General features: G+C 42.4%; 21 protein-coding genes, 7 tRNA genes and 1 pseudogene. 3 read left to right on the top strand and 26 right to left on the bottom strand.

Going from position 1 to position 14,277, the window contains the following annotated elements; all coding sequences use genetic code 11:
- Window positions 1–13: 13 nt before the first annotated feature.
- Complete coding sequence (locus tag MKX71_RS02735) at window positions 14–628, bottom strand: trypsin-like serine protease (protein ID WP_224912735.1); 615 nt, start codon at window positions 626–628, stop codon at window positions 14–16.
- Between the two features lie 191 nt (window positions 629–819).
- Between MKX71_RS02735 and MKX71_RS02730 the strand changes: the two genes are divergently transcribed.
- Entirely contained in the window at window positions 820–969 is a 150-nt protein-coding gene (locus MKX71_RS02730) for a hypothetical protein (RefSeq protein WP_153801663.1), read from the top strand.
- Window positions 970–1,967: 998 nt separating this feature from the next.
- Window positions 1,968–2,128: pseudogene (locus tag MKX71_RS02725) on the top strand (site-specific integrase); the annotation flags it as partial.
- 83 nt (window positions 2,129–2,211) lie between these two features.
- Here the strand turns inward: MKX71_RS02725 and MKX71_RS02720 are convergent.
- The 8 genes from MKX71_RS02720 to MKX71_RS02685 all read right to left on the bottom strand — a co-directional run bounded on the left by MKX71_RS02720 (window position 2,212) and on the right by MKX71_RS02685 (window position 3,502).
- Window positions 2,212–2,295, bottom strand: a tRNA-Leu gene (locus tag MKX71_RS02720).
- A gap of 80 nt (window positions 2,296–2,375) precedes the next feature.
- Window positions 2,376–2,457: transfer RNA gene (locus MKX71_RS02715), tRNA-Leu, on the bottom strand.
- A gap of 11 nt (window positions 2,458–2,468) precedes the next feature.
- Window positions 2,469–2,544: transfer RNA gene (locus MKX71_RS02710), tRNA-Lys, on the bottom strand.
- Window positions 2,545–2,570: 26 nt separating this feature from the next.
- Window positions 2,571–2,645 (bottom strand) — tRNA-Gln (locus MKX71_RS02705).
- 11 nt (window positions 2,646–2,656) lie between these two features.
- A tRNA-Glu gene (locus MKX71_RS02700) sits at window positions 2,657–2,728 on the bottom strand.
- Between the two features lie 29 nt (window positions 2,729–2,757).
- Window positions 2,758–2,848, bottom strand: a tRNA-Ser gene (locus tag MKX71_RS02695).
- 4 nt (window positions 2,849–2,852) lie between these two features.
- Window positions 2,853–2,927 (bottom strand) — tRNA-Asn (locus tag MKX71_RS02690).
- Between the two features lie 122 nt (window positions 2,928–3,049).
- On the bottom strand, window positions 3,050–3,502 hold the full coding sequence (locus MKX71_RS02685; protein ID WP_003234309.1) for a SprT family protein: 453 nt from the start codon (window positions 3,500–3,502) through the stop codon (window positions 3,050–3,052).
- 103 nt (window positions 3,503–3,605) lie between these two features.
- On the opposite strand from MKX71_RS02685, the gene cmpA reads away from it, so the two are divergent.
- Window positions 3,606–3,719, top strand: coding sequence for a cortex morphogenetic protein CmpA (gene cmpA / locus MKX71_RS02680; protein WP_003225207.1), 114 nt, complete (start codon window positions 3,606–3,608; stop codon window positions 3,717–3,719).
- A gap of 9 nt (window positions 3,720–3,728) precedes the next feature.
- Here cmpA and MKX71_RS02675 read toward each other — a convergent pair whose 3' ends face one another.
- From MKX71_RS02675 to alr, 17 genes are all read right to left on the bottom strand, one after another.
- Window positions 3,729–5,888, bottom strand: coding sequence for a Tex family protein (locus tag MKX71_RS02675; protein WP_339231705.1), 2,160 nt, complete (start codon window positions 5,886–5,888; stop codon window positions 3,729–3,731).
- Between the two features lie 93 nt (window positions 5,889–5,981).
- On the bottom strand, window positions 5,982–6,425 hold the full coding sequence (locus tag MKX71_RS02670; protein ID WP_003246643.1) for a MarR family transcriptional regulator: 444 nt from the start codon (window positions 6,423–6,425) through the stop codon (window positions 5,982–5,984).
- Window positions 6,409–6,849 (bottom strand): EVE domain-containing protein, encoded by a 441-nt coding sequence (locus MKX71_RS02665; protein ID WP_003246529.1) that lies wholly within the window; start codon window positions 6,847–6,849, stop codon window positions 6,409–6,411. Before MKX71_RS02665 ends, MKX71_RS02670 begins: the two co-directional genes overlap by 17 nt.
- The gene (locus MKX71_RS02660) at window positions 6,846–7,082 is read right to left on the bottom strand and encodes a hypothetical protein (RefSeq protein ID WP_147797771.1); all 237 of its coding nucleotides are present in this window, start codon (window positions 7,080–7,082) and stop codon (window positions 6,846–6,848) included. Before MKX71_RS02660 ends, MKX71_RS02665 begins: the two co-directional genes overlap by 4 nt.
- On the bottom strand, window positions 7,033–7,194 hold the full coding sequence (locus MKX71_RS02655; RefSeq protein ID WP_003246653.1) for a hypothetical protein: 162 nt from the start codon (window positions 7,192–7,194) through the stop codon (window positions 7,033–7,035). The genes MKX71_RS02660 and MKX71_RS02655 overlap by 50 nt, the downstream gene beginning before the upstream one ends.
- A complete protein-coding gene (locus MKX71_RS02650) occupies window positions 7,155–7,271 on the bottom strand; it encodes a hypothetical protein (protein ID WP_003246539.1) in 117 nt (38 codons plus the stop codon). Before MKX71_RS02650 ends, MKX71_RS02655 begins: the two co-directional genes overlap by 40 nt.
- 113 nt (window positions 7,272–7,384) lie before the next feature.
- On the bottom strand, window positions 7,385–7,984 hold the full coding sequence (gene rsbX / locus MKX71_RS02645) for a phosphoserine phosphatase RsbX (RefSeq protein WP_003246608.1): 600 nt from the start codon (window positions 7,982–7,984) through the stop codon (window positions 7,385–7,387).
- The gene (gene sigB / locus MKX71_RS02640) at window positions 7,984–8,772 is read right to left on the bottom strand and encodes an RNA polymerase sigma factor SigB (RefSeq protein WP_003246715.1); all 789 of its coding nucleotides are present in this window, start codon (window positions 8,770–8,772) and stop codon (window positions 7,984–7,986) included. The genes rsbX and sigB overlap by 1 nt, the downstream gene beginning before the upstream one ends.
- Window positions 8,738–9,220, bottom strand: coding sequence for an anti-sigma B factor RsbW (rsbW, locus tag MKX71_RS02635; RefSeq protein WP_003234299.1), 483 nt, complete (start codon window positions 9,218–9,220; stop codon window positions 8,738–8,740). The genes sigB and rsbW overlap by 35 nt, the downstream gene beginning before the upstream one ends.
- Complete coding sequence (gene rsbV, locus MKX71_RS02630) at window positions 9,217–9,546, bottom strand: anti-sigma factor antagonist RsbV (RefSeq protein ID WP_003234298.1); 330 nt, start codon at window positions 9,544–9,546, stop codon at window positions 9,217–9,219. Before rsbV ends, rsbW begins: the two co-directional genes overlap by 4 nt.
- A gap of 61 nt (window positions 9,547–9,607) precedes the next feature.
- Window positions 9,608–10,615, bottom strand: a complete 1,008-nt coding sequence (gene rsbU / locus MKX71_RS02625; protein ID WP_003234295.1) for a phosphoserine phosphatase RsbU — start codon at window positions 10,613–10,615, stop codon at window positions 9,608–9,610.
- An 11-nt stretch (window positions 10,616–10,626) separates the two neighbouring features.
- Window positions 10,627–11,028, bottom strand: coding sequence for a serine/threonine-protein kinase RsbT (rsbT, locus tag MKX71_RS02620; RefSeq protein WP_003246640.1), 402 nt, complete (start codon window positions 11,026–11,028; stop codon window positions 10,627–10,629).
- A 3-nt stretch (window positions 11,029–11,031) separates the two neighbouring features.
- Window positions 11,032–11,397 carry an RsbT antagonist protein RsbS gene (rsbS, locus tag MKX71_RS02615; RefSeq protein ID WP_003225190.1) on the bottom strand — a complete coding sequence of 122 codons (366 nt, stop codon included), beginning with the start codon at window positions 11,395–11,397 and terminating at the stop codon, window positions 11,032–11,034.
- Between the two features lie 4 nt (window positions 11,398–11,401).
- A complete protein-coding gene (gene rsbRA, locus MKX71_RS02610; protein ID WP_009966610.1) occupies window positions 11,402–12,226 on the bottom strand; it encodes an RsbT co-antagonist protein RsbRA in 825 nt (274 codons plus the stop codon).
- Between the two features lie 114 nt (window positions 12,227–12,340).
- Complete coding sequence (gene ndoA, locus MKX71_RS02605) at window positions 12,341–12,691, bottom strand: type II toxin-antitoxin system endoribonuclease NdoA (RefSeq protein WP_003156187.1); 351 nt, start codon at window positions 12,689–12,691, stop codon at window positions 12,341–12,343.
- Window positions 12,692–12,695: 4 nt separating this feature from the next.
- The gene (gene endB, locus MKX71_RS02600) at window positions 12,696–12,977 is read right to left on the bottom strand and encodes a type II toxin-antitoxin system antitoxin EndoAI (RefSeq protein ID WP_003225183.1); all 282 of its coding nucleotides are present in this window, start codon (window positions 12,975–12,977) and stop codon (window positions 12,696–12,698) included.
- 115 nt (window positions 12,978–13,092) lie between these two features.
- Window positions 13,093–14,262 (bottom strand): alanine racemase, encoded by a 1,170-nt coding sequence (gene alr / locus MKX71_RS02595; protein WP_032722929.1) that lies wholly within the window; start codon window positions 14,260–14,262, stop codon window positions 13,093–13,095.
- Between the last annotated feature and the right edge of the window lie 15 nt (window positions 14,263–14,277).

Genomic DNA, 14,277 nt, shown 5'->3' with positions numbered 1-14,277 from the left:
AAAATCCCTCACTTTAGGCTAGAATAATTTTTTCTTGCATCTCACTTGTCAATAACTTGTTTAGTATTCTTTCTGTATCTTTAGTCCAAATAGACGCCCAAACCTTATTTTTGAAACTTTTAATTCTTGCAGATGTAACACCAATCTGGAATTTTTCATTATCACTTTCAAAAAACCAAGGACCGCCAGATATCCCATGTTTAAGTTTGGATCTCATTCCAATAAGCTGCTCTTCTTTAAAAAGAGTTAAATCTAAATCTCCTTTAGAGTATTTCTTCTGAGATTTAAAAAATGAAATTGGGTAGCCTGCTAATGTAACCGCTTTATTATGCTCTTCTATCATCCCACTTAAATCAAAGTTAGGAATAAAAGCAACATTCCTCATGCTTTCAGGCAATTTAATCCATCCAAAAGCATAGTCATAAGTTAACCTATGAGTACTAATCCATTTTTCAGGTATTACTATATTTAGTACATCATATGATTCTTTCATTCCACAGTTCTCTACTTCTATTGATATGTTTTTAGCTATTTCATTACTGCCTACATCGTATAGGCAATGAGCTGCAGTAGCAACAAAGAATTCATCTTTGTATATGATAATAGATGCGCTACCTAATGAATTCACTTTTGATTTTCCTAATTGAAAACTAAGTTTACATATATTATCCATGACTCATTACCTTTCTATTTCTTTTTTTTCTTTTTTAGGCAATTTAAGTTATTTATATTGTAATACCCTATGGGAAATATTACAATGGAGAAAAGTGAAAATTTTCACTTTTTTTACAAAATCATAATCAAAAAGGAGGTGTTATAATGTCTGATAAAATTTTGTCACTTCAAAAATTATCAACGAAAAAAAGTGACAGCCCTGATAAAAAGTCAGTTCTCAGTATTTTTATTTGTGAGGGTGGTCAAGGCAGCTCAGTAAGTCTATACGCTTGTACTTCCATAGGTGGTTTTTAATGAAGATTTCCATTAGGTTTTTACTATTTCACAATCTAATGAATAAACTGGAGGTATAGCATTATGAAAAAAGTTCTTTCACTTCAGAAACTTTATGACACCGATATACCTAAGAGTAATAAAATTCAATCCAATGTGAGTATTGGCTGTTTAGGCAGAAGTAACATAAGTTTGTTTATTTGTTAATTTATAGTGAAGTTTATATCATCTTGCTGTCCTTAAAATTTTAAAGGGCAGCTTCTTTATAGCCCTTTTTATTTAGGTTATATCGTGCAAATTAGATCAGAGGTTTGGAGGCGTACCAAAGTAACCGTAGTTAGACCAAGGTGTATGAATATGGAGCAGAAAAGTGAATTGCTACCATATGCAGGGGTTAATGGTATAGGTTTTACTCTGTGCAATCTATTCAAAAGAAAAAAAGAGAGCAAAGTACAGCTTCATTAATTCATCAGTTGAAATAAAATAACCTGCTCATCTAACCAGGTTATTGGGAACGCGACTGATAGAAGGTAGAGTTACGAGAATGGTGTCCGTTTAAGGAAGTTATAGAGGAAGATCGCCCATTCTTTTTATCAATATTGGACTAAGAATATCTAGTTTAGGGGGGATAGAAAGCTAAATAAACAAGTACGGGTGGAAAACGCAAAAGATCTCCCCACAAAAAGATTTTAAACTTTACACAATCGCCTTTGAACCCTTTTTAAAGTTTGTATAGACTTTCTCTAATTTTAGTGACCTTATATGGACGACAATCGCATCGTAACTTGGAACCATTCCATATAGCTCATTGACATATATTTACATCATATATTTTCCTATTACTCAGTAATTAAGATAATCTCTTTTTTCATAATTACCTATCAAATGAATAGATGTTTTCCTATTCGTTCCCTTAACATTCTCTCTTTAATAAACAAGTCCCTCTTTGCTATTCACATGATTTTATAGTAGCGGTTCTTAAATTGAGAAGGAGTTTAACCAACCTGACTTCACAGCTAAAGTATTCCCATGTCAAATTGTTAATTGATCAAAGAGAAGATTATATCACAATAAAAGAACGACTTGGACATGCTCCCATCAGAACAACAACTGATTTTTCTTGCATCTCTTTTCCAATAAACAAAAAGAAACTGCTGATAAGCTGGATGCATTATTATAACAAGTGGGTAAAAAGGAGTAAACCTTAAAATTAAAAGAGAGCATAAAAAAATACCAAAGGTCTACAACCCTTGGTATCATTGATGCGGCCGAGAGGACTTGAACCTCCACGGGTTATTCACCCACTAGGCCCTCAACCTAGCGCGTCTGCCATTCCGCCACGACCGCGTGATCATTAAATTGTGTTATGCTGGTTTAGTAGGCTCTTAACCTAGTAAAACAGATTTGCGTGCACTTTGTAAATAAAGTGCGGGTGAAGGGACTCGAACCCCCACGTCGTAAGACACTAGATCCTAAGTCTAGCGCGTCTGCCAATTCCGCCACACCCGCAAAAAGACAAATGGTGAGCCATGAAGGACTCGAACCTTCGACCCTCTGATTAAAAGTCAGATGCTCTACCAACTGAGCTAATGGCTCTTACTATTAGATTTCAAAAATAAAAATGGCTGGGCTAGCTGGATTCGAACCAACGCATGACGGAGTCAAAGTCCGTTGCCTTACCGCTTGGCTATAGCCCAACGAAATGGAATGACCCGTACGGGATTCGAACCCGTGTTACCGCCGTGAAAGGGCGGTGTCTTAACCGCTTGACCAACGGGCCGATGGTTGAGAACTTATATCGAAATCTTATGGCGGAGAAGGAGGGATTTGAACCCTCGCGCCGCTTACGCGACCTACACCCTTAGCAGGGGCGCCTCTTCAGCCACTTGAGTACTTCTCCAATATGGCTCCACAGGCAGGATTCGAACCTGCGACCGATCGGTTAACAGCCGATAGCTCTACCACTGAGCTACTGTGGAATAATGAGACAAGACTTATTATATCAGCCTTGATTTACAGTGTCAAGAGGTAAATATTTTTATTTATCTCTCGTAACGACTTTTATAATGTAACATAGGCTTGCCATATTCGTCAACCTTTTTCACGAAAAAATTCTTTTTATTTTCCCGCGGCATTTTCCGCACCTGTATCTGTCAGGGTTCATGGCGCGCTTCTTTATATACTGTTGGCCGCAGGCCGTACAGATATACATATAAGTTTTTTTGTTTTCCGCTTTTTTCTTAAGGGGTGTACAGAACCTCGGCGCGTTGACCTGCTGCAAAAGCATTCTAAAATCTCTGTCTCTGTGCTTGTACCCTTTTCCTTCAAGGTGGAGGTGATAATGGCAGAGCTCGTGCTTGATAATGCCGATCAGCTCCTCCCTGCCGTGTTCAATCAGATATTTTCTGTTCAATTCAATGTTATGGGAGGTTAACAGGTACCTGCCGCCAGTGGTTTTAAGCCTGTCATTAAAAAGCGCCTGATGGCGGAACGGCTTTTTAAAATACGTTTTAGAAATATCCTCTGTCAGCTTTTGAAGCTCTATATTATCCATAGTGCACCTCACTTAAAAAACATTGAACGGGACAATTCACCGTTCGCATACAATATGGTAATCACCGTCCCTCTTATGATAAAAGCTGAGGAGGAATGAGCCTATGCCAAATTGGCTTAAAAAGCAGATGCAAAAAGCGTTCCTTGAAAAAGATAATTACCAAATTAAACTGCTGAATCAATGCTGGTATTTCTATAGGAAAAAACACTGCTCGTAAGCAGTGCTTTTATTTTACCATAGACAGCGATACTCTGCCTTTTTGTACATCTACGCCGTCAACCCAAACTGTCACAATATCGCCGACAGATACGACATCAAGAGGATGCTTGACGAATTGATTGCTCAATTTTGAGATATGCACAAGCCCGTCTTGTTTGACTCCGATATCAACAAACGCTCCGAAGTCCACTACATTGCGCACGGTGCCCTGCAGTTCCATTCCCTCTTTCAAATCTTCCAGCTGAAGGACGTCTGTTTTCAGCAAAGGCTTAGGCACCTCATCGCGTGGATCGCGTTCCGGCCTTGTCAGCTGTTCACAAATGTCTTTCAGAGTGATTTCGCCGATTCCCAGCTCTTTTGCCGTTTCAGAGAGCGCCAGCTGATTGATTTTGTCCTTCAATTCCGCCGTGCCGATATGTTCTGTTGAAAGTCCGAGTTTTTTCAAAAGTGCTTTTGTTTCTTTATAGCTTTCCGGGTGGATGCCTGTTCTATCCAAAGGCTCTGTCCCTTCCTGCACTCTTAAGAAACCGATACATTGTTCATAGGTTTTCGCACCGAGCCTTGGGATGTCCTTCAGTTCTTTTCGATTTGAAAACTTTCCGATTTCCTCGCGTTTTTTGACAACGTTGCCTGCTACAGACTTCGATAATCCAGCTACATATTGAAGCAGCGCGGCGGAGGCTGTGTTGACGTTTACTCCAACCTGGTTTACGACAGTTTCGACGACAAACCGCAGAGATTCATTTAAGCGTTTTTGGCTGACGTCATGCTGATACTGTCCGACACCAACAGACTTCGGATCGATCTTAACGAGCTCCGCGAGCGGGTCTTGAAGTCTCCGAGCAATAGATACGGCACTGCGCTCTTCAACCTTAAGGTCAGGGAATTCTTCTCTGGCAAGCTCAGAAGCCGAATAGACGCTTGCTCCCGCTTCATTGACGATCACATAATAAATTTTGCGCGGCATGTCTTTGAGTACATTGACGATGAATTGTTCTGTTTCTCTGGATGCTGTGCCGTTTCCGATCGCCACCATCTCGACTTGATACTGCTCAAGAATCTTTTTCACTTTTTCATGGGCTTCTTTTGTTTTGTTGACTGGCGCATGCGGATAGATCACATCAATTTTCAAGACTTTTCCGGTCTCATCTGACACAGCGAGCTTACAGCCAGTTCGAAAGGCTGGGTCAACACCGAGAACGGTTTTGCCTTTCATCGGCGGCTGCAAAAGAAGCTTTCTCAAGTTCTCTGAGAAAATATGAATCGCCTGTTCATCAGCTTTTTCTGAGAGCTCTTTCCTGATTTCACGCTCGATTGCCGGCTGGATCAGCCTTTTATAGCTGTCTTCAATTGTCTCCTGCAAAATCTCTTTTACGGATGTTGAGCGATTTTTGATGATTTGTTTTTCTAAATACGCCTTAATGTGATCCGCAGGCGGTTCGATCGCTACCTTTAAAATATCTTCTTTTTCGCCGCGGTTCATTGCCAGCACCCTATGCGGAACAACTTTTGCAATTGGCTCTTCATACTCGTAATACATTTCATACACATTTTTCTCATCGGTGTCTGCCGACTTTCCGGCTGCAGACTTAATGGTTCCTCTTTTGAAGGTTTCCTGGCGAATCCACTTTCTGAAGGTCGGCTCGTCTGAGATTTGTTCCGCAATAATGTGCTTGGCGCCTTCAATCGCTTCTTCTCGTGTGAACACTTCTTTTTCTTCGCTGATGTATTGGTCTGCAGTTGCTGCCAGATGATCATCTTGGGGAAGTGTCAGGATATAGTCGGCAAGCGGCTCAAGGCCTTTGCTTTTGGCGACTGTCGCCTTTGTTTTACGTTTTTGTTTATAAGGGCGGTAAAGGTCTTCCACTTCCTGAAGCTTCACCGATTGCTCGATTTTACGTTTTAGATTATCTGTCAGTTTATCCTGCTCTGCAATCAGCCTGATGACTTCTTCTTTTCGCTGATTCAGGTTTTGTATGTATTGCCAGCGTTCAGAAATCGTCTGAATCTGAACCTCATCCATTGAACCCGTCTGCTCTTTTCGATACCGGGCAATAAACGGGACTGTATTGCCGTCCTCAAGCAGGCGGATGACACTTTCAACGTGTTTTTGTGATAAACCTATTTCTTTCGCAATTTGCTGTTTTAAAAGGGCTGACGTTTCCATGTAACCAAAGCCTCCAATTTTGTCGTTCTTTCTCTAGTGTATCAAAAACCGAAAAAAACACATAAAAAAAGACAGCTGGCGCTGCCCGTATCTTTACTCATGTTTCAATAGTTCCTGTAAGCCGCTCAGAAAATTCTCTTTTTTCATCGCAGCTGCAAAGAAGGCTTGATCAATCTTCTCAACAATTGGCAAAGCCGCTGTTACTTTTTCTCCTCCTATTTCTGTAAGAGACAGGAGGACCTCTCTTTTATCCTGGGGATTTTTGCTTCTTTCGATAAATCCTTTTTTCTCAAGCGTCCGCACAACCTCCGAAACCATCATGATATTGGTCTGGCTGAAGCTTGCAAGTTTTTTTTGCGTGACGGTTTCTCCGTGAGCAATCATATACTTGCACGAGGTCAGCAGAACAAATTGAACGTGGGTCAGGTCAAACTCAGCCAATGCTTTTCCTACTTTCCGCTGCCAGCTTTGCGTGGCCTGCCATAATAAAAAGCCCGGGCTTGTGTTCGGACCGCTAAATTTAGAGTGCCATTCCACTTATGTTAACTCCCATCGCTTGTGCTATTGTCAAAAAATCTTTTTTGCTTATTTCAAAGTGTCCTCTGCGAAATAAAAAGCCAAGATGCTTGGTTTCCTGAACAAATTCAAGCTTTGATTTAATGTCGTAAAAACCGATTTTATGGCATGGATAATAGTCTATATCTAATCGGTATGGAATAAAATTCGGAGCCATTTGATACGGATAGATGTTTCCGCTTTTTACTTTGCCGATCGCAGTAAAGCTTCGCAGCAGTTTGCCGTCTGGATATGCGTCTCTCGGAGAATAATAAATCAGCCAATCTCCCTCTTTCATTTTGGCGAGCGGGGCTTTTTTTCCATGGCACAGCTGTGCAAAACCGCCGGCAGCGCCTTTTAATACATGCTGCTCTGACACAACGCCGATCCAGTAATTTGTGTTCATTTTATCACTCCTCCGTAAAGATGGACAAGCCTGCTGACAGCCGTCGGCATGTCTTTAGACAGTTCAGTCCCAATGATTTCTCCCCACTTTTTTGCTTCAGCGCCTTCTAATACAATTCCATATGTGATACACAAATCTTCTTTTTGCTTTTGAAGCACGTGAAAAAACTCCATTATTACATTGCTATGCGGGCATGTTGACCATGACAGAAAACGCCCGATGTTTCTCCACATGCTCAAGCCATAAGAGAATTGTTTTTCCTTGCAGAAGCAATGTTCCTTCCGTTCCATTTTGAAATTGTCCTTTCAAAGAATCTGATGCAATACCCGTCTCCCATTGATCCATTGTTTCTGTTTCCTGATAACAGTTCCAGGTTTTCCCACATCCACATCAGCTATCGCTGTGTATTCATAATTCCACATCCCATAAGCTCCCAGAATGATAAGTTCACTTATTAATTATAATAAGCGCACTTATTAATAGTCAACCGCAAAAAAAAGAAGCCGGCATTCCGGCTTCTTCTTGTTCTTATTCTCTAGGACAGCTGTCCGAGAATATAGGTCAGGTCATCTTTTCTCGATGTCGTATACATTTTCAGCGAATTCGATATTTCTTCTACCGATTGGCCTTTTTTCAAATGGGAGCGGATATCAGGTACGTTGAGTCCATCTGTATGTATAATGAACTTTGAACCCTTTTCATAGGTGGCGGTGTGCGTTTTGTATTTTTGCGGCTTGCCTGATAAATAGCCCGAAATCGGCAGAGGATAAAAGCTTTCACCAGACGGGGAATGCAGAATAAACCGTACATTTCCGACAGAGCAGTACGTAAACTGCCTTTGCTCAAAATTGATTTTCAGGATAGATGCTGTAGCGCCTCTTTTGTTTTTCATCGCCTGATTACAGCGTTCGATAATGCTTTCTACGTCTTCACTCGCATAGTTTTCCACTAAGTCTTTGATGGCTGCAGAGGATTCGTTAGCAAGTGATCCACTTCCCAGTCCGTCAGCAACCGCGCAAATTAACTCCTTATCATCAGCTTTCATAAAAAAGCTGTCACCGCAAATCGATTTCCCTTCTTTATTCAGTTGATATACTAGAGTTTGAATATGCTCGTTTTCTTCAACCTGGATCATTACATTAACTCCATCGAGGGATCTTCAATCAAGGCCTCTCTGAGCTTCTTCACAGCTTTGCGTTGCAAGCGCGAGACGTGCATTTGAGATATACCGAGAATGTCCCCAGTTTCTTTTTGGCTTTTGTTTTGTATATACGTAAGGTCTATGATTTGTTTTTCACGGTCTGAAAGGACATGAAGCACGCTTTGCAGCATCAATTGCTGGTTGACCCGCTCATATCCGTCCTCCTGTGATCCGACGATATCAAGAATCGTGACGGTGCTTCCGTCCGAATCCGCTTCAATGCTGTGGTCAACGGATAAGGCTTGGTAGCTTTTGCCCATTTCCATCGTTTCAAGAACCTCTTCTTCAGAAACATCGAGGAATTCGGCAATCTCTTCCACTTTCGGCGATCTTTGTGTTTCAGTGGTCAGCTGATCAACCGCCATTTTGATTCTTGGACCCAGTTCTTTAATTCGTCTCGGCACATGAACGCTCCATGTTTTATCTCTGAGGAAACGTTTAATTTCACCGATGATTGTCGGAATTGCAAAAGCTTCAAATGATTTGCCGACAACAGGATCGTATCGCTTAATCGCGCCTAGCAGCCCGATCATGCCGACCTGGCGGAGATCCTCGTGGAAGCTTTTGCCTTTTGAATATTTTTTCGCAAGCATGTCAACCAGATTTGTATACACCCGCACAAGCGTTTCCTGCGCCTGTTCATCTTGCTTTGTTTGGTAATCGCTTATGAGCCGATCGACTTCATCTTTAGTTAGTTTCGTAGTTTTTGATGGTTGTGTCATGATCAACTCGCTCCCCATTTAAATACTTTGTCATCGCTACGGTGACGCCGGAGTGGTTTTGCACTCTGACTTCATCCATGAGCGTTTCCATTAAATATAGACCGAGCCCTCCTTCTGATAATTGATCAACTGTGTGCGAAGGTGTGTACGGCCCTAGATCCTGCTGCTTTTGATCAAAGTCAAAGCTGTCTCCTTCATCCGCCACAATAACCTCTAAACGGTCTTCAAACACACCGAATCGTATTGACACTTCCCCATTTTTATCTTCTTTATAAGCGTGCTGGACCGCATTTGTGCACGCCTCGCTGACTGCGATTTTCAAATCTTCAATTTCATCGTACGTATAGCCCATTCTGCTTGCGACCCCTGACAGTGTCAGTCTTATAATTCCCACATATTCAGGTTGGGCCGGCACTTTCATTTCGATGTAATCAGCGTTATTCTTCATTGCACTCCACCTTCTGACTTTGCAGAAATATCAATGATGTCCTTCAAGCCTGTAATGTCAAACAGTCGGATCAGCCGTTCAGAAAGATTTTCAAGTTTCAGCGAACCGCCTTGTTTTTTCACCATTTTAAAGGTCCCTACAAAAACGCCCAATCCGGTACTGTCCATGTAGCTGACATCTTTCAGGCAAATTCTTAAGTCAGCTCCTTGTTCTGCCAGAGGAACGAGCTTCTCTCTAAGCACCGGGGCTGAGTATACATCAATTTCTCCTGCAATGTTTACTTGTATATCATTCTCGTTTTGCTTCACATCAACATTTATATTCATTCGTATCACCTCAAATTTTCCTTCAAATCACTAGTTGCTTTATACCCTGGTCTGACAGACGTTAAACCTTTCTCCGCAAAACAATTAACGTAAAATCATCGTGAAGCTGAAAATCCTGCAATTTGAGGAGGCTGTCATAAATGTTTTTGACCATTTCCTGCGCGGAGGAACACATATGTTCCTCAATGAGCTTCTGCAGATCAGGACGCTCCAAGAAACCGTTTTCCGTTCTGCATTCTGTGACGCCGTCAGAAAATAAAACAATCATATCGCCCTTTTCCAGATGCTGATCGAATTGTTTATAGTCATAGTCCTGCGAGATGCCGAGAACGAGTCCTTTGGCCTCTAAATCGTAAAACGTGTTGTCTTTTTGAGAATAATAGAATCCCGGTTCATGTCCCGCTGAAGCATATGTAAATTGATGCTTGTCCATATTGTAATTCGCATAAAACATCGTAATAAACATACTGGCATCAACGTTTTGTTCAACAACACGATTCAAATTTTTCAGCACTTGAGAAGGGTGTATGCCCGTTTCCGGCAAAGAGTCCATCGCGTATTTAATCATGGACATGCATAAAGCCGCTGGAATGCCTTTTCCGATCACGTCGGCGATTGCGATATTGATGGATTCCTTGTCTTTGACAAAGTGGTAGTAATCACCGCTCATCTGTTTAGCGGGAACACTGATGGCGCCGATATCCAGCGCTTCTTCCTGAGGAACTTTAGTTCCGAGCAGCGTCTGCTGGACATTTGCCGCGATTTCAATTTCTGATTTGATTTCCTGCTGTATCCCTCTAAGGGTTTGATGCTCCTGATAAGCCATTCCATAGCCAATCATGACTTCTATTAAAAAATCCAGCGAATGAAACACATCTTCCGGGAGACTTGGATACAGCTCCTTCAGCACTTTTCTGTGAATGCTGATGATTTCTTCCGGAGGAATTTGGTGCTCGATTGTTTTTCGGCTGAATTTTTGGGCTTGATATAAAGATGTTTCTGTTAATTCGGCTATATATCGACTAAGCAGCTGATGATACCGCTGCTCAATAACCTCCCTAAAATCCACGTTCTTACCTCCTACCGAAGCCATTTGATGGCTTGTATCTCTGTTCCTTCCCCCGCTACGGAATTTAAGCTGAATTCATCCATCAGCCTTTTGACCCCGGGAAGTCCCGCACCAAGTCCTCCAGACGTTGAAAACCCGTCTTCCATGACTTTTCGGATATCAGGAATTCCCGGCCCTTGGTCTTCCGCTATAATTTTCAGGCCTTTTTTTCCTCTGTCTGCGACCTGTTCAATTCCAATCTGCCCTTTGCCGGCATATAAATAAATATTCCTGGCTAATTCTGAAATAGCCGTTGTAATTCTAGCCTGGTCTACCGTGCCGAAACCCAGTTCTTTCGCAACGTTTCGTCCCAACTGTCTGGCGGCCACAATATCCCATTCTGTCATGATTCTTACACAGGATTGGTCGTTCATTCGCTATTCCCCCAATTCCCGCTTCAATGTCTCAAGCCCCTGCTCTAAGTCGAGCGCAGTTTCGATTTCCTCAAGTGCGATTCCAAGTTCAATCAGCGTCACTGCCACAGCGGGCTGAATGCCGGTCAAGACAACTTTTGCCCCCATTAACTTAGACATTGTAATGACGTCGCCCAGCACTTTCGCGATAAATGAATCAATCATATCCACAGATGTCAGGTCAATGACGACTCCGTTAGCACCTGTTTCGTATATTTTATTTAATAAGTCTTCTTGAAAAGTTAATGCTGTCTGGTCATCAAGTTCCCATTGAATGGACACTAATAAGCAATTATACAGTTTCAAGATCGGGATTTTCGGATGTCTCAAAATGTTATTCCCCCAATGAAACGATTTTTCGATCCGTCATTTCCAATGCTGTTTGAATTCCTTTTTGCAGGGTATTCTTAGTTATAACTTGGGATAAATCAATCCCCAAATTGACAATGGTTTGAGCAATTTCCGGGCGGATTCCGGCCAGCAGGCATTTTGCTCCGACAAGCCTTACTGCTTCTGATGCCTGAATAATATGATGGGCAACCATCGTATCGACGACAGGGACACCTGTAATGTCAATCAGCACGACTTGGGAACGGTGTTTGACGACGCCATTAAGAAGGTTTTCCATAATTCGTTTCGCGCGTTCGGTATCAATTGTTCCGACAAGAGGCATCACAGTGATATTTTCAAACACCGGGATAAGCGGCGCAGACAGCTCTTGCAGCGCGATTTTTTGCAGGGATACTGTTTTTTCCCATGAGATTGAGTATTGATTAAAAATTTCTGTGTTAATCGGGCTGAAAAAGCGATCAATCTGCCAGATTAATTCCGTGCTCTCTTGATCTGGCAATCTCTTATCATTCATTTTCGTGTAGAGACGCTTCCAGAATTCAGCAAGTGCAGTAGCCAAAAACTTCATAGACAGTCCGATTTGGACCGCTCGAAGCGCCAGTTCGCTGATTTGGCTTTCAGCAGCGTTTTCGTCCTTAACAGACAGCAGCAGAATGTCGATATATTCTTTAGATATATTTTCATACACTTGGTCAGTCAGCTGATAGGATTCTTGCTCGCTTAATTCTTTTAGTGTGTCAGTCCACAGTTGGAGCAGTTCATTTTGATTTTCGGCAATGAACTGGTATACAGTCTGATTCGACATCAAATTCGCTTACCTCCCAATAAAAAACAACATATTTTTTCGTTATTTCACTATTATATCGTTTATGTTTTTTGAAAACAAAAAAAGTTGCTCTATTTGAGCAACCTGCAAATATGTCTAAAAATCAATGAGTGCCAAACTGATTTGTAAGGCTTCATCAACCTTATCCATCATTTCATCATCCAGATGAGTAATCTTATCCGTTAACCTTTGCTTGTCAATCGTCCGAATTTGCTCCAGCAAAATAACGGAATCTCTTTCAAAACCGTAGCGTTTTGCATCGATTTCGACGTGGGTTGGTAATTTCGCTTTCTGTATTTGTGCTGTTATGGCTGCAACAATAGCAGTTGGGCTGAAGCGATTTCCGATGTCATTTTGGATCACTAAAACCGGGCGCACCCCGCCTTGCTCTGAGCCAACAACAGGAGATAAATCAGCAAAATAAACATCGCCGCGTTTCACAATCAAATGATTATCCTCCGCTGACTAAGCGCTCAACTGTCGTTTCAGCCTCGCACTCCGCAAAGTGAGCCTCAGAAGAAATATTCAGGTTGATTTTCGCCATTTCCATATAGCCGCGTCTCATCAAATCACGGTTGTGACGAGTTGTTCGTTCGCTGACATACGCTCTCACTGCTTGTGATATCAGTTCGTTTCTGCTTCGTTTCTCCCGCATCGCTACACCATCCAATTCAGCTACTAGGTTTTCGGGCAAGCTGATTTTCATTTCGGTTCTTGCGCTGGATTCAGACAAAAAACATACACCTCCACCAAACTTACGGATACGACTCTTTTATCCATCCAGTGATAATGATACCATTATTCACTCTTCAAGCAAAGCTGTTTTATGAATTCTCCATTTAGGTAAGTTAATTGCTTGTATTTACCTGCAATAAAGGATTTCTTACTTCCATTATACTCCCATTTTCCAAAAACATACGGGGAACACGGGAACTTATTGTACAGGCCACCTCATAGTTAATGGTTTCAAGCCTTCCTGCAATCTCATCCATGGAAATACATTCATCCCCCTGCCGGCCTATTAATGTGACTTTTGTGCCCGGCGGATATTCCTGATCCAGCTCCACCATAAATTGGTCCATGCAAATTCGGCCGGCAATTTTCAGGCGTTTTCCCTTCACAAGGATGTCGGTCCCTTTCAATTTTCGGAGCCAGCCGTCCGCATAGCCTACAGGCACCGTCCCGATCCATGTATCTTTTTCTGCTGTGTACTCGGCTCCGTAGCTGACGCTCTCGCCTTTTCTGATCAGTTTGACATGTGACAGCGTCGAATGCAGGGTAAATGCCGGACGCAGCTGAAACGGTATCTCGTCCGAAATGTCAGCAGACGGGCGAAGGCCATACATGCCGATGCCGAATCTGACTGCATTAAAAAAGCCTTTTTTCAGCCGGAGACCGGCGGCGCTGTTCGCGCAGTGGACCATCAGATTCTTTAACGGCAGCGGAGCAATCAGCTCTTTAAAGCGCTCAAACTGCATTAAGAAATAGCCTCTTTCTTTTTCATCCGCTGTCGCAAAATGGGTAAATACCCCTTTGCACTTTAAACGAGGGTTGCGGTCAAGAATGGCCATCACGTTCTGAACTTCTTCCTCTGTTTTTACACCAAGCCTGTTCATCCCCGTATCGACCTTCAGATGAAAATGAAGAGAACCTTTTTTCGTGTGGCGGGCTGCCTCCTGAAGCCATTCAACAGAATAACCTGTTAAGGTCACGTCATACTCAGCAGCGATTGCCACATACTCTGGGGGAACCGCGCCAAGCACCAATATAGGCGCCTTCAATCCCTTTTTGCGCAGTGAAATCGCTTCATCCAAAATGGCCACGGCCAGGCATGAAGCACCTGCGTCAAGAGCAGCCTTTGCTGTTTCTGCATCACCATGCCCGTAGGCGTTTGCTTTCACAACTGCCATCAGGTGGACATGTTCACCGATATGTTTTTTCATATTGCTGACATTTTCCTTTATTGCGGACAAGTCAATTTCCGCCCACGTATCTCTGTAAAAAGGTTTTGTGCTCATTACGACACTTCCTAG

Source organism: Bacillus sp. FSL M8-0071 (genome assembly GCF_037975455.1).
In the GTDB taxonomy this organism is placed as follows: domain Bacteria; phylum Bacillota; class Bacilli; order Bacillales; family Bacillaceae; genus Bacillus; species Bacillus subtilis.
This window is presented reverse-complemented; position numbering and strand designations above follow the sequence as displayed.